The organism is Roseomonas aerilata DSM 19363 (assembly GCF_000711725.1).
In the GTDB taxonomy this organism is placed as follows: Bacteria; Pseudomonadota; Alphaproteobacteria; order Acetobacterales; family Acetobacteraceae; genus Roseomonas; species Roseomonas aerilata.
Genome location: NZ_JONP01000004.1, coordinates 194942 through 211234, shown reverse-complemented (window position 1 = coordinate 211234; position 16293 = coordinate 194942). Strand labels below are relative to the sequence as shown.

Below are 16293 nucleotides of genomic sequence, written 5' to 3'. Positions count from 1 at the left end.
TCCGGGCCAAGCTTCCCCTCTACTGGCCACGACGCCGTCCGGCCGCGCATCCCGCTTCGGCCGGTTCCTCCGGGGAGACGACGCCATGAATGCCACCCGCCGCACCGCGCTGGCCGCCCTGGGGGGCGGGTTGGTCGCCGCCGCGCTTGATCTCGGGGCCGCCGCGCAGCCGGCGCTCATCCGCAAGCCGATCCCCTCCTCCGGGGAGATGATCCCGGTGATCGGCCTCGGCTCCGCTCGCCGCTACGAGGACGCGAAGACGGAGGAGGATATCGGGCCGCTGCGCGAGACCTTCCGGCAGTTCCAGGCCATGGGTGGGACGGTGCTCGACACCTCGCCGACCTATGGGGTCGCGGAGCCGGTCATGGGCGGGCTGATGGCGGATCTGAACATCCGGCCCTCCATGTTCGTCTGCACGAAGGTGGCCGTGGACAACAAGGAGCAGGGGCGGGAGCAGATCGAGCAATCCTTCCGCAACCTGCGGACGAACCGGATCGACCTCATCGCCGTGCACAACCTGCGCGACATCTCCAATGAACTGGCGACGCTGCGGGAGCTGAAGGCGGCAGGGCGCATCCGCTATGTGGGCGCCACCACCTCCTTCGACCGGCAGTACGAGGCCTTCGAGGCGATGATGCGCCGGGAGGCGCTGGACTCCATCCAGATCGACTACGCGCTGGACAACCGCAACGCCGCCGAGCGGATCATCCCCTTGGCGCGGGACCGGGGGATGGCGGTCTTCATCAACCTGCCCTTCGGGCGGGGCAGCGTGTTCCGGGCCACCCAGGGCAAGCCGCTGCCGGACTGGGCGGCGGAGATCGACTGCACGAGCTGGGCGCAGGTGATGCTGAAATACATCGTCTCCCACGAGGCGGTGACCTGCGCGATCCCCGGCATGGCCCAGGCCCGCTACGTGGATGACAACTTGAAGGCTGCCCAGGGGCGGATGCCCGACGCCGCGCTGCGCCGGCGGATGGAGCAGTATATTGACGGCCTCTGACGCCTCCGCTCCGGCGGAGGGTGGCTGGCTCTTTCGTGCGCTGCGCCGGGTGATCGACGTGCGCCCGGCGGAGGCGCAGGCGCTGGCCTGGTCCTGGCTCTACGTCTTCGCGCTGTTCCTTGCCTATTACGTGCTGCGGCCGATCCGGGACGAGTTGGGTGTTGCGGGCGGGGTGCGGAACCTGCCCTGGCTCTTCACGGGCACGCTGGTGGCGATGCTCGCGGTGAACCCGCTGTTTGCCTATGCGGTGCGCCGCTTCCCGCGGGAGCGCTTCATCGCGATCGCCTACCGCTTCTTCATGCTGAACCTGCTGATCTTCATGGCGCTGCTCGGTTTCTCCTCGCCCGAAGCGCATGTCTGGATCGGGCGGGCCTTCTTCATCTGGATCTCGGTTTTCAACCTCTTCGTCGTCTCGGTCTTCTGGTCCTTCGTCGTGGATGTCTTCGATGGGGAGCAGGGGAAGCGGCTCTTCGGCTTCCTGGCAGCGGGCGCGACCGTGGGCGGGATCGCGGGGTCGAGCCTCACCTCCGGCTTCGTGGAGCATATCGGGCAGAACTGGCTGCTTCTGGCCTCGATCGCGCTGCTGGAGGTGGCGGTACTGGCCTCCCGCCAGCTTTCCCGGATCAGCGACGCCTTCCAGCGGCCGGTCGCGGGCGACGACCCGCACCGGGCAGTCGGCGGGGGGATCTTCGCGGGGATGACGCATACCTTCCGATCCCCCTACCTGCTGGGGATCGCCTTCTTCATGCTCTTCTACTCCGTCACCTCCACCTTCCTGTACTTTCAGCAGGCGACGATCGCGGAGGCGAACTTCACGAGCCGGGCGGCGCGCACGGCCTTCTTCGCGGACATCGATTTCTGGGTGAACGTGCTCACCCTCGTCTTCCAGCTCTTTCTCACGGGGCGGCTGATGGGGTGGCTCGGGGTGGCGATCACGCTCTGTGCCCTGCCGCTGTTCAGCGTGGTGGGGTTCGCGGCGTTGGCAGCGTCACCCGGCGTCGCGGTCTTCGTAGTGGTGCAGGTGGCGCGGCGGGTGAGCAACTTCGCTCTCGCCCGGCCGACGCGGGAGGTGCTGTTCACCTCCGTGCCGCGAGAGGACCGCTACAAGGCGAAGAACTTCATCGACACGGTGGTCTATCGCGGGGGGGACCAGGTGGGGTCCTGGTCCTATGCGGGGCTGGGGTATCTTGGACTCGGGCTGACCGGTATCTCGGTGGTGGCGGTGCCGCTCTCGGTGATCTGGCTGGGGCTGAGCTTCTGGCTGGGGCGGCGGCAGGAGCGGGTCGAGGCTGAAGCGGCGGGTACTCCCGCACCGAAGTCCGCAGGTGCCCCCCGCCCAGCCTGACCGGGCGGGGGTCTGGGGATCAGCCCGGCAGCCGGTCCAGCGCCTGTGCGAGGTCGGCGATCAGGTCCTCCGTCTCCTCCAGCCCGATATGCAGGCGGATCGCCGGCCCGCCCAGGGCCGGGTCCTTCGCCGTGCGGGTGATGGAGGGGGCGGTCGGCAGGGCGAGGCTCTCGTAGCCGCCCCAGGAAGCGCCGATGCCGAAGAGGGCCAGGTTGTCGCAGACCGACTCCGCATCCGCCTCGGAGTAGCGGGGCTGGAGCACCACGCCGAAGAGGCTGCACGGCCCGAGGAAGTCGCGGGCGTAGAGTTCGTGCTGAGGGTGGGAGGGGAGCGCGGGGTGCAGCAGGCGCAGCACCTCCGGCCGGCCCTCCAGCCAACGGGCGACGGTGAGGCCGTTCTCCGCCTGCTGGCGCAGCCGCACCGGCAGGGTGCGCAGGCCGCGCAGGCAGAGCCAGCAGTCGTCGGGACTGGCGAACTGGCCGAGCTGGCTGGCCGCGCCCTTCACCACCGTCCAGTCCTCGGGTGAGTTCACGGCGACGCTGCCGAGCAGGATGTCCGAGTGACCGCCGGCATACTTCGTCAACGCCTGGATGGAGACGTCCACCCCGTGCTCGAAGGGCTGGAAGTTGTAGAAGCCCCAGGTGTTGTCCATCAGCACCTTGGCCCCCGCGGCATGGGCGGCGCGGGCGATGGCGGGGATGTCCTGCACCTCGAAGGTGTGGCTGCCGGGGCTCTCGGTATAAACGACCTTCGTGTTCGGGCGGATGAGGGCGCGCATGCCCGCCTCGTCCACCAGCGGGTCGTAGTAGGTCGTCTCGATTCCCCATCCCTTCATGAGGCCGTCCGACAGGTTCCGCGCCGGGCCGTAGACGCTGTCGGGCATGAGGCAGTGGTCGCCGGCCTTCAGGTAGGCGAGCAGCGGGACCATGACGGCGGCGAGGCCGGTGCCGACGATGAGGGCGCGGGTGCCGCCCTCGATCTCCGCGATCATGTCCTCGAGCATGTGGTGGGTGGGGCCGCCGGCGGTGCCGTAGGTCAGGACCTGCTCGTAGCGCTGCTTGGCGGCGGACTTGCGGCTCTCGCAATCGGGGAAGAGGACGGTGGAGCCGCGGTGGACGGGCGGGTTGACGAAGCCGTGCACCTTCGCCCCCGCGCGCCCGTGATGGGACATGCGGGTGGCGAAGCCGAGCTGCTTGTCGGTGGGATCGGCCATCAGGCGGCGTCCTCGTTGTTCTTGGGGGTGCTCTTGGGGGTTTCGGGGCGCAGCGCCCATTCGGTCCAGGATCCGTCATAGACGGCGCCCTCGGGCAGGCCGGCGCGGACGAGGCCGAGGGCCAGCACGCAGGCGGTGACGCCGGAGCCGCAGGAGAGGATGACCGGCCGCTCGCCGTCCGCGCCCGCGCGCTCGAAGCGGGCACGCAGCGCCTCCGGGGGCAGCATGGTGCCCTCGGGGGTGAGGAGTTCGGTGAAGGCGATGTTGGCGGCGCCGGGCATGTGGCCGGAGGGCAGGCCGGGGCGGGGCTCCGGCGCGGTGCCGTCGAAGCGGCCGGCGGCGCGGGCGTCGAGGATGAGGGCCTCGCCGCCGCCCTGGCGAACGATGCGCTTGATGTCGCCGATGCCGCGCAGGCGGTCGGCGCGGAAGTCGGGCGTGAAGGTGGCGGCCTGGGCGGTGGCGGGTTCGCCGCTCTCGATGGGGTGGCCCTCGCGCTTCCATTTCGGAAGGCCGCCGTCGAGCACGAAGGCGTTCTCATGGCCCATCAGGCGCATGAGCCACCAGCCGCGGGCGGAGGCGCGGAGGCCGTGCTGGTCGTAGAAGACGACGCGGCTGGAATTCGAGATACCGAGCGCGCCCGCGAGCTTTGCGAAGCGGGCGGGCGTCGGGACCATGTGCGGCAGGTCGCCGTCGGGATCGGCGAAGAGGTCGATGTCGAAGAGCCGCGCGCCGGGGATGTGGGCGGCGCTGAAGGCCTCGAACTTGTCGCCGGGCTCGTTGGGCAGGAACAGGGTGCAGTCGAGCACCACGAGGTCGGGCTTGCCGAGTTCGGCCGCCAGCCAATCGGTCGAGACGAGATCGTTCATGGGGTGTCCTCCGCCAGCACGATGTGGATGCGCCGGTTCTGCTTGCCCTTGCTCTCCATCTTCACGACCTCCACGCGGCCGATCTCGCCGGTGCGGCGGACATGGGTGCCGCCGCAGGGCTGGAGGTCGATGGGGGATTCCTCCGCGCCGATGCGGACGAGGCGGACCTGGCCGGCGCCGCGCGGGGGCTGGACGGAGAGGGTGCGGACGAGGCCGGGATTGGCGTCGAGTTCCGCCTCGGTGATCCAGCGCTCGCCGATCGGGTGGTCGCCGGCGATGAGTTCGTTGAGCTTCTCGGTCACCCATTCCTTGGCGGGCGGATCGGGCAAGTCGAAGTCGAGGCGGGACTTCTCGGCGCCGATCTGGTTGCCGGTGGCGTAGATGCCCGGCATCGCGGCGCAGAGAAGGTGCAGCGTGGTGTGCATCCGCATGTGCCGGTGCCGGCGGGTCCAGTCGAGCCGCGCCTCCACCTTCGCGCCCACGGGCGGGATAGCGCTGCCGGGGGAGGGGACGTGCAGGGCGGAGCCGTCGGGGGATTTGATCGTGTCGGCGACGGTCATCTCGCCGCCTTCCCAGGCCAGTGTGCCGGTATCGCCGGGCTGGCCGCCGGCACGGGGGTAGAAGACGCTGCGGTCGAGGATCACGCCCGCGTCCGAGGATTCGAGCACGGTGGCCTGGGCGGCGGCGGCATAGGCGTCGTCGCGGAAAAGGGGCTGTGTCTGCATCATTCCGTCCATTCCGCCCTCAGGCGGGCGTGGTTCACCTGCAGCCAGAGCAGGGCGAGGGCGGCAGGAGCGTTCCGGATCCTGTTCCCGGCCACCATGGCGAAGGCGTCCGCGGCCGTCACCACGACGACCGCGGTTTCCTCGCCCTCGGTGTCGAGGCCGCCAAGGGTGCCGTCCTCGTCCTGAAGGGCAACCTGGGCGAGGTAGAAGTGAACACGCTCGTCCGAGGCGCCCTGCATGAGCATGAAGGCACCGATCGGGATCATGCGGTCGGTGTGGAGGCCGGTTTCCTCGGCCAGCTCGCGCCGGGCGGTGGCGTCGGGGTCCTCGCCGGTCTCGACGAGGCCGGCGGGCAGCTCGGTCATCATCGGTTCTTCCCCGGCGGCGAGGGCGGGGAGGCGGAACTGCTCGATGAGGGCGATGCGGTCCGTCACGGGATCCCAGGGCAGGATCACGGTGCCCTGGCCGCGCCGCATCAGCTCCCAGGTAAGGGGGGCGGAGGGGGTTCCGTCGCGCTTCCTGAAGCGGAAGCGCACGCGCTGCACGGGGAAGCGGCCGGCCCAGACGACCTCATCCGCCTCAGGGATGAGGAGGGGGTGCGGGGGGACGGGTGGGGCGTTCGCCGGTCTCGGCATCGCTCTGGGGCTGGCCGTCGGGGGCGCGGAAGGGTCGGCCGCGCCGTCTTGCTCGCTCATGTGGGCGGGAAGCTACAGCGGAACCGGGCCGCTTGAAATCACCCCTGGGGTGACGAGTGGGGGACGAGGATCGGGCATGCGGGGGTTGCGGAGGCGGGCGGGGGCGGGAGAATGGCCGGGAGAGAAAGCCGGCCACACGAAGCGCGAGAGTAATGAACGCCCCCTCAGTGTCTACGGTGCCCGGCGGGCAACCCTCGCCGGGCGGCCGCGCCGCGCGCCTGCGGGCGATCGCCTGCGTCACCGGCTCGGCCGGCCTCTTCGCCCTCGCCGCCGCGGCGGTGAAGGGGTTGCAGGGGGAGGTGCCGCTCTCGGAGCTGGTGTTTTTCCGTAACCTGCTGCCGCTGCCTGTGCTGCTGCTGATGGCGCGGGCCTCGCCGGGCGGGCTGCGCGGCGCGCTGCGGACGCGGCACGCGCGGCGGCACCTGGAGCGGCTGGTGGGCGGCTTGCTCGGGATGTACGGCTCCTTCTTCGGCTACGCGCTGCTGCCGCTCGCGACCGTGACGGCGCTGAACTTCACTATGCCGCTCTTCCTCACGGCCCTCTCGGTGGTCCTGCTGCGGGAGCGGGTGGGATGGCAGCGGGTGGTGGTGGTGGTGGCCGGGTTCCTCGGCGTGCTGCTGATGCTCCAGCCCGGCGGTGGCGGGCCGCTGCATCTCGGCGCGGCGGGGGCGGTGCTGCTCGGCGCCTTCGGCTGGGCCTGCGCCATGGTCTCGATCCGCCGCATGGGGGAGGCGGGGGAGGCGGGGATCACCATCGTCCTCTGGTTCGCGATCGGGGCGGCCATCGCCTCGGGGATCGCGGCGATTCCCGGTTGGGTGGCGCCGACGGCCTGGCAGTGGGGATTGCTGCTGGTGGTGGGCCTCGTCTCGATCGCGGCGCAGCTGCTGATGACGGCGGCCTACCGGGCGGAGGACACGAGCCTCGTCGCTCCCTTCGAGTATTCGGCCATCCTTTGGACCACCGCGCTCGGCGCCCTTCTATGGGGCGAGGTGCCGGACGGGTGGGACCTGGCAGGCTTCCTGGTGCTGGTGGGCGCGGGGCTGGCGCTGTGGCGGACCGAGCTGTCGGGCGGGCGGTGAGCGGGGCGAGGGCGCTCTCGCGCCCCGGCCGGGCTCAGGCACCCTCCCGCCGGATGGCCTCGGCGAGGGCCCGGGCCTCGGTCGCGGCCTGGCTGCGGGAGGCGTGCTCGGTGACGCCCATCCCCTCCGCGAAGGCGGCCGCGAAGGCGGTGCGGTTGCCGAAGGGGGAGGGGAGGAGGGGCAGGTTCCGCTCCTTCAGCGTCGCCGCCACCTCCTGCGCGGCGCGACCCTGGGCGGGAACGCGGTTGAGCATGAGGGCGACGACGCGCTTCTCCGCCGCCGCCACCTCCAGCGTGCCCTCCATGGCCCAGAGATCGGCGACCGAGGGCTGGAGGGGAATGAGGACGAGGTCGGCCGAGCGCATCGCGAGCCGGCTGTCGGTGTCCGCATGCGGCGGCGTGTCGAGGATGACGAAGTCCATCGTCTTCCGCAGCCGGGTCACGGCCTGGGGCACGCGCCAACCGGCCGGGTTCTCGAAGGCGAGGTCGCGCGCGCCCTGCCCGCGCAGCCCGTGCCAGCGGGTGAGCGTGCCCTGGGGGTCGGTGTCGAGCAGCGCGGCCTTCAGGCCGGCTTCCGCGAGGGCGACCGCCAGGTTGGCGGCGACGGTGGACTTACCTGCCCCGCCCTTGCGCTGCGCCACTGCCACCACGAAGGCCATGCCCCGCCTCCTGCCGATTCGGGACCACCCTAGCGCGGATCGGCGGGGAAAGGGCCAGCCCTGGCCATGGCGCGGCCCGGCGGGCTGGACGGCGTATGAAACCGGTCCCGCCGGCGTTGTGGCCCCATGACCGCCTTCCAGACCAGCCGCGCGCCGCGCGCTTGCCAGCAACGAGAAAGAGTCTCCATGCGCGTCACCCGCGGTGCCGCGGCGCTGCCCTGGCCCATCGATCTGCTCTCCCCCGCCGCGATGGCGCGGGCGGATGCCGCCTCCGCCGTGCCCGTGGACCGGCTGATGGAGGCGGCGGGCGAGGCGGTGGCGCGGGCGGTGACGGCGCGGTTCCGTCCCCGCCGCGTGCTCGTGCTGGTCGGGCCGGGGAATAATGGCGGCGACGGCTATGTCGCGGCGCGGCGGCTTGAGAGGGCAGGTTGGGGCGTCTCGGTCGCCACCATGGCGCCGCCGCGGCCGGGCGGGCCGGCGGCGCGGGCCGCGGGGCGCTGGCGCGGGCCCGTGGTGCCCTTCGAGCCGGCCGAGGCGGCACGGGCCGGGCTGGTGATCGACGCGCTCCTCGGCGCTGCTCCCTCCCGGCCGCTCGAAGACGAAGCGGTGGCGGTCTTGCGGGCGGCCGGCGGGCCGATCCTGGCCGTGGATGTGCCGAGCGGGCTGGACGGCGCGACGGGACAGGCGCTGGGCGAAGTCGCGGCCGCCGCCGTCACGGTCACCTTCGCGCGGCTGAAGCCCGGGCACCTTCTGCTGCCGGGCCGGCTGCTCTGCGGGGAGCTGGTGCTGGCGGATATCGGCCTTCCGGAGGCGGCGCTGGCCGCGGCCCTGGCCGGGGAAGAGGGGCGCAGCTTCCGCAACGCGCCGGGCCTGTGGCGACCGCCCGCGCTCGAGGTGGAGGGGCACAAATACCGCCGCGGCCATGTGGTGGTGGCCGGGGGCGCCATGCCCGGCGCCGCGCGGCTGGCGGCGTCGGCCGCGCGGCGGGCTGGGGCCGGGCTGGTGACCCTCGCGGCGGCGACGGCGGAGGCGGCGGCGGCCTTCCGGGCGGGCGAGCCGGGCGCGATCGTGGCGGATCCGCCGGTGCGCCCCCTGCTGCAGGACGAGCGGCGCGGCATCTGGGTGATCGGCCCTGGCCTGCCGCCCGACGAGGCCACTCGGAAGTTGCTGGACGCCGCCATCTGGGCGGGGCGGACGATCGTGGCCGATGCCGGGGCGCTCGGCGCCTGCGCGGGGCAGCCGGACGCGCTGCGGGGGGCGGCGGTGCTGACGCCGCATTCCGGGGAGTTCGCGCGCATCTTCGGGGAGGCCGGTCCGGACCGGCTTTCCGCCGCGCGGGATGCCGCCTGGCGGACGGGGGTGGTCGTCGTGCTCAAGGGGCCCGACACGGTGATCGCGGCGCCGGACGGTCGGGCGGCGATCAACCACAACGCGCCACCGAGCCTGGCCACCGCCGGCACGGGGGACGTGCTGGCGGGCACGCTGGGCGGGCTACTGGCCCAGGGAATGCCGCCCTTCGAGGCCGCCTGCGCTGCCGTCTGGCTCCAGGGGGCGGCGGTCCCGGACGCGCCGGGGGTGGTGGCGGAGGACGTGATCGCGGGGCTTCCCGCCGCCCTTCGGGCCGCCGCCGGGGGCTGAGCGGGACGGCTGTGGCTCTCATTACTTGCGGCGCGAATCCGGCGCCGCTTGGAAAGCGGGCGCGGGTGCGCTATGGCCGCGCCCTTCGGTGCCGCCGATGGGCGGGCGTGGTGGAACTGGCAGACACGCTGGATTTAGGTTCCAGTGGCGCAAGCCGTGGGGGTTCAAATCCCTCCGCCCGCACCAAACGCTTCGGCGCCGCCAGAATTGCCTTTTAATGTCCTGGATGTGGAACTGAGCGAATGCAGGTGACGGAGCTCTCGGCCGAGGGGCTGAAGCGGTCCTTCTCGGTGGTTGTGCCGGCGGCCGAACTCGAGGCGACGCGCGACAAGCGGCTGGCGGCGCTGGGCCGCGACCTGCGGATGCCCGGCTTCCGCCCGGGCAAGGTGCCGATGTCGGTGGTCAAGAAGCGCTACGGCACGGCCGTGACCGGCGAGGTGCTGGAGGAGCAGGTGCAGAACGCGACGCGCGAGCTGCTGACCGGCCGCGGCCTGCGCCCCGCCCTGCAGCCGAAGGTGGAGCTGGCCGGCGAGTTCGCCGATGGCCAGGACCTGACCTTCAACATCGAGATGGAGCTTCTGCCCGAGATCCCGATGCCCGATTTCTCGGGAATCGAGGTGGAGCGTCCGCGCGCCGAGCCCTCCGATGAGGAGGTGCAGAAGGCGCTCGACGGCCTCGCCTCCCGCAACGCGAAGCTCGAGGACGTGACCGAGGACCGCCCCGCCGAGAAGGGCGACACGGTCGTGGCCGACTTCGTGGGCCGGCTGGTCAATGCGCCGGGGGCAGGGAACCTGCTCGGCACGGCGCCGACCGAGGGGAGCGTCAAGCTGCGCTCCGGACCTGAGGGGTTGGCCGCCACGGCCGGCACCGGCGAGGAGGACGGCATCGGCTATCTCGACGTCACCCTCCAGCCGGGCACGGAGGAGGCGCCGCTCTCCGCCTTCCGGATCGATTTCGCCCGCGCCGCCATCCCGGGGAAGGCGGGCGGCACCTTCACGCTCGGCGTTCCCTGCCGCCTGGTGAATGGGGAGATGTCGGGCGAGGTCGCGACCCAGCTCTACCTCAACGGGCTGAACGCGGCTGGGCAACTGCGGAAGAGCGTGTTCGCGGGGGTGCCGGTCATCGGATCCGCATCCCTGGGCGAGCAGGTGCTCTACGGCACGATGAGCCTGCCAGAGGATGCGGAGGTCGCCGGCTTCGTTCCCGGCCTGCGGCTCGAGATGAAGGTGCCGCTGAGGGCGCCGATCACCCTTCGCTTTGGCGCACCGGTCCTCACGTATGCCGGCGAGGCGACCGTCGGCGAGCCCTTCCCGGGCGGCACCGCCCAGGACATGCCGATCGACGTGGGCGGCGAGGGCTTCATCCCCGGCTTCACCGAGGGGCTTGAGGGCATCCGCGTGGGCGAGACCCGCAAGGTGCGGGTGAGCTTCCCCGAGGCCTACGGTTCCGCCGAGCTGGCCGGCAAGCCCGCCGAGTTTGAGATCACCGCCAAGGCCCTGAAGAAGCGCGCCGCGGCGCCGGCGGACGATGATTTCGCCAAGTCCCTCGGGCTTGAGAGCGCCGAGAAGCTGCGCGACGAGCTGCGCGCCTCCATCCAGCGCGAGTACGACCAGCTGACGCGGCTGCGGGTGAAGCGCTCGCTGCTTGACCAGCTGGCGGAGCGGGCGGATTTCCCGGTGCCGGAGGGCATGGTGGAGGCCGAGTTCGGCCAGATCTGGGGCCGGGTGGAGGAGGACCGCAAGGCCGGCCGCCTGGACGCCGAGGACGCCGGCAAGGACGAGGAGACGCTGCGCGCCGAGTACCGGAAGATCGCCGAGCGGCGCATCCGACTGGGCCTGCTGCTCTCCGAGATCGGGCGGACGAACAACATCCAGGTCGGGCAGGACGAGCTGGCCCAGGCCATGCGAAACGAGGCCAGCCGCTACCCCGGCCAGGAGAAACAGGTTTTCGAGTTCTTCCAGAAGAACCCGCAGGCTCTGGAGAACCTCCGCGCCCCTATCTTCGAGGAGAAGGTGGTGGACTTCATGCTCGAACTGGCGAAGGTGAACGACACGACCGTTTCAGCTTCCGATCTTCAGGCGGCCTGAGAGAAGCCCGCTGAATCCCGGCGCCGCCCCCCTTTCGCGGGGGGGCGGCTTGCCCCATCTTGGGGTGGAAGATAGCCGGCAGGATGGGCCGGGCGGATGCCGCGGCCTGGCCGGGCGTCCCTCCGGGCGGTGCCATCGGGGACGCGCCTCCTCGCCGGTGGGGAAGGACAAACGATGACTCGCTCAGTATTCGTCGATCGCGATCCGGTGGAGCTGTACAACAACTCCCTCGTTCCCATGGTGGTCGAGCAGACCGCCCGTGGGGAGCGCGCTTTCGACATCTATTCGCGCCTGCTGAAGGAGCGGATCATCTTCCTGACGGGCCAGGTCTACGACCAGATGTCGTCGCTGATCTGCGCGCAGCTCCTCTTTCTCGAGAGCGAGAACCCGAACAAGGACATCGCCTTCTACATCAACAGCCCGGGCGGCGTCGTCTCGGCCGGCCTCGCGATGTACGACACGATGCAGTACATCCGTAGCCCCGTATCGACGGTTTGCCTCGGCATGGCGGCCTCTATGGGCTCGCTGCTGCTGACCGCCGGCGAGAAGGGCAAGCGCTTTGCCCTGCCGAACAGCCGGATCATGGTGCACCAGCCCTCCGGCGGTGCCCAGGGCCAGGCGACGGACATCGAGATCCAGGCGCGCGAGATCCTGAGCCTGCGCCAGCGGCTGAACCAGATCTACGTTCACCACACCGGCCAGCCGATCGAGGAGATCGAGAAGAAGCTGGAGCGCGACAGCTACATGTCCGCCGAGGAGGCCCAGCAGTTCGGGCTGATCGACCAGGTGGTGGTGAAGCTGCCCGCGGGCGCCAATGTGGCAACCCCCGCGGTGGAGCCGCCGCGCCCCTGATGGACACGACTCCGCCCGTGCCGTCCGGGTCAGGCCCGCTTCGGCCTTGGCCCGGGCGCAGGGGCGGTATGCCCTTCACGATTTCGTCCCTCGCTTCCCCCAAGGGGGAGGCGGGGTTATCTTGCTTTCTTGACGCCTTTGTTGCGCCGCATGGCCGGCCCGGGGGCGAGGAGCGCGCATGAGCAAGTCCGCCGATTCCAAGAATACCCTGTACTGCTCGTTCTGCGGCAAGTCGCAGCACGAGGTGCGCAAGCTCATCGCGGGCCCGACCGTGTTCATCTGCGATGAGTGCGTCGAGCTGTGCATGGACATCATCCGCGAGGAGCATAAGACGCACCTCGTGAAGTCCCGCGACGGGGTTCCGACGCCCAAGGAGATCTGCAAGGTCCTTGATGACTATGTCATCGGGCAGGAGCACGCGAAGAAGGTGCTCTCGGTGGCCGTGCACAACCACTACAAGCGGCTGGCGCATGGCGCTAAGACCGGCGAGGTGGAGATCGCCAAGAGCAACATCATGCTCGTGGGCCCCACCGGCTCGGGCAAGACGCTGCTGGCCCAGACTCTGGCCCGCATCCTCGACGTGCCCTTCACGATGGCCGACGCGACCACGCTGACCGAGGCCGGCTATGTGGGCGAGGATGTCGAGAACATCATCCTCAAGCTGCTCCAGGCCGCAGACTACAACGTCGAGCGGGCGCAGCGCGGCATCGTCTATATCGACGAGGTCGATAAGATCTCCCGCAAGTCGGATAATCCCTCGATCACCCGGGACGTCTCGGGCGAGGGCGTCCAGCAGGCGCTGCTGAAGATCATGGAGGGCACGGTTGCCTCCGTGCCGCCGCAGGGTGGCCGGAAGCACCCCCAGCAGGAGTTCCTGCAGGTGGATACCTCCAACATCCTCTTCATCGTGGGTGGCGCCTTCGCCGGCCTCGAGAAGATCATCGCGGCCAAGGGCAAGGGCTCGGGAATCGGCTTCGGCGCCGAGGTCCGTGGCCCCGACGAGCGCCGGGCCGGGGCGATCCTCCGCGAGGTGGAGCCCGAGGACCTGCTGAAGTTCGGCCTGATTCCCGAGTTCATCGGTCGCCTGCCGGTGATCGCGACGCTCGAGGACCTGGACGAGAAGGCCCTCATCGAGATCCTGACCAAGCCGAAGAACGCCCTGCTGAAGCAGTACCAGCGGCTGTTCGAGATGGAGGGGACGAAGCTCACCTTCACCGAGGACGCGCTGAAGTCGGTTGCGACCCGCGCCATCCAGCGCAAGACCGGCGCCCGCGGGCTGCGCTCGATCATGGAGGGCATCCTGCTCTCCACCATGTTCGAGCTGCCCGGCCTGGAGGAGGTCGAGGAGGTCGTGGTCAACAAGGAAGTGGCCGAGACCCGGGCGCAGCCGCTGTTCATCTATGGTGAACGGGCGGCGGAGCAAACTAGCGCCTGAGCCGGGTTGGCCGCCCTTCGGGGCGGCTCCCCCTTCTCAGGGGGGCATCCTTCTTGCAAGGTCCCTTTTGACCGGGGCGCCGTCCCACAGTTGTGCGGAAGGCGCCCCGGTACCACATAGGGCATTCCCCCGTGGCAAGGGGCCGTGCCTGTTTGGGGCGGTCCCGCGCCGACTGTCCAAGTGAGGTCCCGATGGCGGATTCCGATGTGGAGCTGATCAAGGGCGAGGCCCTGCCCGTCCTTCCTCTCCGCGATATCGTTGTTTTTCCACACATGATCGTCCCGCTTTTCGTGGGCCGAGAGAAGTCCGTCCGCGCGCTGGAAACAGTGATGCGGGAGGACAAGCAGATCCTCCTGCTGGCCCAGCGCAATGCGTCTCAGGACGATCCTGGTGCCGGTGACCTCTTCGATGTCGGCACCGTCTCCACCGTGCTCCAGCTGCTGAAGCTGCCGGACGGCACCGTGAAGGTGCTCGTCGAGGGCGGGCGGCGTGCCCGCGTTGTGGGCTGGAAGGAGACCGGCACCCACTTCGAGGCCTTCGCCGAGACGATCGAGGAGGCGGCCACCGAGCCGCGCGAGGTCGAGGCGCTCAGCCGCTCGGTGGTCAGCCAGTTCGAGGGCTACATCAAGCTCAACAAGAAGATCGCGCCCGAGGTGCTCGTCTCGATCAACCAGATCGAGGAGCCGGCGAAGCTTGCCGACACGGTGGCGGCCCACCTGAACCTCAAGATCGCCGAGAAGCAGGAGCTGCTGGAGACGGTGGGCGTGCCCGCCCGGCTCGAGCGCGTCTTTGCTCATATGGAGAGCGAGATCGGCGTCCTTCAGGTCGAGAAGCGCATCCGGAACCGCGTGAAGCGGCAGATGGAGAAGACCCAGCGCGAGTACTACCTGAACGAGCAGATGAAGGCGATCCAGAAGGAGCTGGGCGAGGGCGAGGAGGGCAAGGACGAGGTCGCGGAGCTGGAGGCCAAGATCAAGGCCACCAAGCTCTCCCCCGAGGCGCGCGACAAGGCGATGGGCGAGCTGAAGAAGCTCCGCGGCATGTCGCCGATGTCGGCCGAGGCGACGGTCGTCCGTAACTACCTCGACTGGATGCTGACCATCCCCTGGAAGAAGCGCACGAAGGTGCGGATCGACCTGGAGGCGGCGCAGAAGGTGCTCGACGCCGACCACTTCGGCCTGGACAAGGTGAAGGAGCGGATCATCGAGTACCTGGCGGTGCAGTCGCGCAGCCAGAAGATCCGCGGGCCTATCCTGTGCCTCGTCGGCCCGCCCGGCGTCGGCAAGACCTCGCTTGGCAAGTCGATCGCGAAGGCGGTGAACCGCAACTTCGTCCGGATGTCGCTCGGCGGCGTGCGCGACGAGGCGGAGGTGCGCGGCCACCGGCGGACCTATATCGGCTCGATGCCCGGCAAGGTCATCCAGGGCATGAAGAAGGCGAAGAGCTCCAACCCGCTCTTCCTGCTGGACGAGATCGACAAGCTCGGCGCCGACTGGCGCGGGGACCCGTCCTCGGCCCTGCTGGAGGTGCTGGACCCCGAGCAGAACGGGACCTTCAACGACCACTACCTTGAGGTGGACTACGACCTGTCGGACGTGATGTTCATCACGACCGCCAACTCGCTGAAGATGCCCCAGCCGCTGCTGGACCGCATGGAGATCATCCGCATCCCCGGCTACACCGAGGATGAGAAGATCGGCATCGCACGGCGCCACCTGATCGCCAAGGTCTCCGAGGCGAACGGGCTGAAGGCGGGGGAGTGGAGCGTCACCGACGACGCCGTGCGCGACCTGGTGCGCTACTACACGCGCGAGGCCGGCGTCCGTAACCTCGAGCGGGAGATCGGCGGGCTGGCCCGCAAGGCCGTGCGCGAGATCGTCTCCGGCAAGGCGACGAAGGTGGAGATCACCGACGAGAACCTTGGCAAGTACGCGGGCGTGCGGAAGTTCCGCTACGGCGAGGCCGAGGCCGAGGACATGGTGGGCGCCGTCACTGGCCTCGCCTGGACCGAGGTGGGTGGTGAGATCCTGACGATCGAGGCGGTGCTGCTGCCCGGCAAGGGCGCCGTGAAGCACACCGGCAAGCTCGGCGACGTCATGCAGGAGAGCGTCTCGGCGGCAGTGTCCTATGTCCGGAGCCGGGCGACCAGCTTCGGGATCAAGCCGAACATCTTCGAGAAGCGGGACATCCACGTCCACGTGCCCGAGGGTGCGACGCCCAAGGACGGGCCTTCCGCTGGTATCGCGATGGCGACGAGCATCGTCTCGATCCTCACGGGCATTCCTGTCCGGAAGGACGTGGCAATGACCGGCGAGATTACGCTGCGCGGACGGGTGCTGCCGATCGGCGGGCTGAAGGAGAAGCTGCTGGCGGCGCTGCGCGCCGGCGTCGGCACCGTCTTCATCCCGAAGGAGAACGAGAAGGACCTGGCCGATATCCCGGAGAGCGTGACCAAGGTGCTGAAGGTCATCCCCGTCTCCCATGTGGACGAGGTGATCGCGCAGGCCCTGGTGCGTCGGCCGGAGCCGATCGACTGGATCGAGCCGGAGGAGGTCACGCCCTCCAAGCCGGCGGCGGGGGATCCTGCCTCGACGGCGCTGCTGCCGCACTGATCCTGCGGCGTCAGGAAGACGGGGAGGGGGCGTCGGCGGGAGCTGGCGCCCTTTTCCTTTGTCCGGGGCCGTGGCGCGGCGCGCAGGG

The 16293-nt window shown here is 70.2% G+C and carries 12 protein-coding genes, 1 tRNA gene and 2 pseudogenes; 10 read left to right on the top strand and 5 right to left on the bottom strand.

Features of this window, described 5'->3' with window-relative positions:
- Positions 1–85 precede the first annotated feature (85 nt).
- Complete coding sequence (locus BO39_RS06740; RefSeq protein WP_043831275.1) at positions 86–1000, top strand: aldo/keto reductase; 915 nt, start codon at positions 86–88, stop codon at positions 998–1000.
- Positions 987–2345, top strand: a complete 1359-nt coding sequence (locus BO39_RS06735; RefSeq protein WP_052401696.1) for an NTP/NDP exchange transporter — start codon at positions 987–989, stop codon at positions 2343–2345. The genes BO39_RS06740 and BO39_RS06735 overlap by 14 nt, the downstream gene beginning before the upstream one ends.
- A gap of 19 nt (positions 2346–2364) precedes the next feature.
- On the opposite strand, the gene metC is transcribed toward BO39_RS06735, so the two are convergent.
- Genes metC through BO39_RS06715 form a run of 4 tightly spaced genes read right to left on the bottom strand, consistent with a single transcriptional unit; the run spans position 2365 to position 5784 of the window.
- Positions 2365–3558, bottom strand: coding sequence for a cystathionine beta-lyase (gene metC, locus BO39_RS06730; RefSeq protein ID WP_043831273.1), 1194 nt, complete (start codon positions 3556–3558; stop codon positions 2365–2367).
- Positions 3558–4424: a sulfurtransferase gene (locus tag BO39_RS06725; RefSeq protein ID WP_043831271.1), complete on the bottom strand. Its 867-nt coding sequence runs from the start codon at positions 4422–4424 to the stop codon at positions 3558–3560. Before BO39_RS06725 ends, metC begins: the two co-directional genes overlap by 1 nt.
- A complete protein-coding gene (locus tag BO39_RS06720) occupies positions 4421–5152 on the bottom strand; it encodes an alanyl-tRNA editing protein (protein ID WP_420493634.1) in 732 nt (243 codons plus the stop codon). Before BO39_RS06720 ends, BO39_RS06725 begins: the two co-directional genes overlap by 4 nt.
- A complete protein-coding gene (locus BO39_RS06715; protein ID WP_052401694.1) occupies positions 5149–5784 on the bottom strand; it encodes an NUDIX domain-containing protein in 636 nt (211 codons plus the stop codon). The genes BO39_RS06720 and BO39_RS06715 overlap by 4 nt, the downstream gene beginning before the upstream one ends.
- A gap of 212 nt (positions 5785–5996) precedes the next feature.
- Here BO39_RS06715 and BO39_RS06710 point away from each other — a divergent pair, with 212 nt between their 5' ends.
- Positions 5997–6923 (top strand): DMT family transporter, encoded by a 927-nt coding sequence (locus tag BO39_RS06710; protein WP_084697902.1) that lies wholly within the window; start codon positions 5997–5999, stop codon positions 6921–6923.
- A gap of 34 nt (positions 6924–6957) precedes the next feature.
- On the opposite strand, the gene parA is transcribed toward BO39_RS06710, so the two are convergent.
- Positions 6958–7581: a ParA family partition ATPase gene (gene parA / locus BO39_RS06705; RefSeq protein ID WP_043831269.1), complete on the bottom strand. Its 624-nt coding sequence runs from the start codon at positions 7579–7581 to the stop codon at positions 6958–6960.
- Positions 7582–7767: 186 nt separating this feature from the next.
- Between parA and BO39_RS06700 the strand changes: the two genes are divergently transcribed.
- The 7 genes and pseudogenes from BO39_RS06700 to lon all read left to right on the top strand — a co-directional run bounded on the left by BO39_RS06700 (position 7768) and on the right by lon (position 16205).
- Positions 7768–9219 (top strand): NAD(P)H-hydrate dehydratase, encoded by a 1452-nt coding sequence (locus tag BO39_RS06700; RefSeq protein ID WP_043831267.1) that lies wholly within the window; start codon positions 7768–7770, stop codon positions 9217–9219.
- A 101-nt stretch (positions 9220–9320) separates the two neighbouring features.
- A tRNA-Leu gene (locus tag BO39_RS06695) sits at positions 9321–9405 on the top strand.
- 56 nt (positions 9406–9461) lie between these two features.
- Positions 9462–9881, top strand: a pseudogene (locus tag BO39_RS06690) (trigger factor family protein); the annotation flags it as partial.
- Positions 9882–10475: 594 nt separating this feature from the next.
- A pseudogene (gene tig, locus BO39_RS30920) lies at positions 10476–11306 on the top strand (trigger factor); the annotation flags it as partial.
- A 174-nt stretch (positions 11307–11480) separates the two neighbouring features.
- The gene (clpP, locus tag BO39_RS06680) at positions 11481–12158 is read left to right on the top strand and encodes an ATP-dependent Clp endopeptidase proteolytic subunit ClpP (RefSeq protein ID WP_043831266.1); all 678 of its coding nucleotides are present in this window, start codon (positions 11481–11483) and stop codon (positions 12156–12158) included.
- A gap of 178 nt (positions 12159–12336) precedes the next feature.
- Complete coding sequence (clpX, locus tag BO39_RS06675) at positions 12337–13593, top strand: ATP-dependent Clp protease ATP-binding subunit ClpX (RefSeq protein WP_043831265.1); 1257 nt, start codon at positions 12337–12339, stop codon at positions 13591–13593.
- Positions 13594–13784: 191 nt separating this feature from the next.
- On the top strand, positions 13785–16205 hold the full coding sequence (gene lon, locus BO39_RS06670; protein WP_043831264.1) for an endopeptidase La: 2421 nt from the start codon (positions 13785–13787) through the stop codon (positions 16203–16205).
- The last annotated feature ends 88 nt before the right edge of the window (positions 16206–16293 follow it).

Coding starts and splice junctions, on each gene's coding strand:
- BO39_RS06740 (WP_043831275.1), top strand. CDS start 86: ATGAATGCCACCCGCCGCACCGCGCTGGCCGCCCTGGGGGGCGGGTTG.
- metC (WP_043831273.1), bottom strand. CDS start 3,558: ATGGCCGATCCCACCGACAAGCAGCTCGGCTTCGCCACCCGCATGTCC.
- BO39_RS06725 (WP_043831271.1), bottom strand. CDS start 4,424: ATGAACGATCTCGTCTCGACCGATTGGCTGGCGGCCGAACTCGGCAAG.
- BO39_RS06720 (WP_420493634.1), bottom strand. CDS start 5,152: ATGATGCAGACACAGCCCCTTTTCCGCGACGACGCCTATGCCGCCGCC.
- BO39_RS06715 (WP_052401694.1), bottom strand. CDS start 5,784: ATGCCGAGACCGGCGAACGCCCCACCCGTCCCCCCGCACCCCCTCCTC.
- BO39_RS06710 (WP_084697902.1), top strand. CDS start 5,997: ATGAACGCCCCCTCAGTGTCTACGGTGCCCGGCGGGCAACCCTCGCCG.
- parA (WP_043831269.1), bottom strand. CDS start 7,581: ATGGCCTTCGTGGTGGCAGTGGCGCAGCGCAAGGGCGGGGCAGGTAAG.
- BO39_RS06700 (WP_043831267.1), top strand. CDS start 7,768: ATGCGCGTCACCCGCGGTGCCGCGGCGCTGCCCTGGCCCATCGATCTG.
- clpP (WP_043831266.1), top strand. CDS start 11,481: ATGACTCGCTCAGTATTCGTCGATCGCGATCCGGTGGAGCTGTACAAC.
- clpX (WP_043831265.1), top strand. CDS start 12,337: ATGAGCAAGTCCGCCGATTCCAAGAATACCCTGTACTGCTCGTTCTGC.
- lon (WP_043831264.1), top strand. CDS start 13,785: ATGGCGGATTCCGATGTGGAGCTGATCAAGGGCGAGGCCCTGCCCGTC.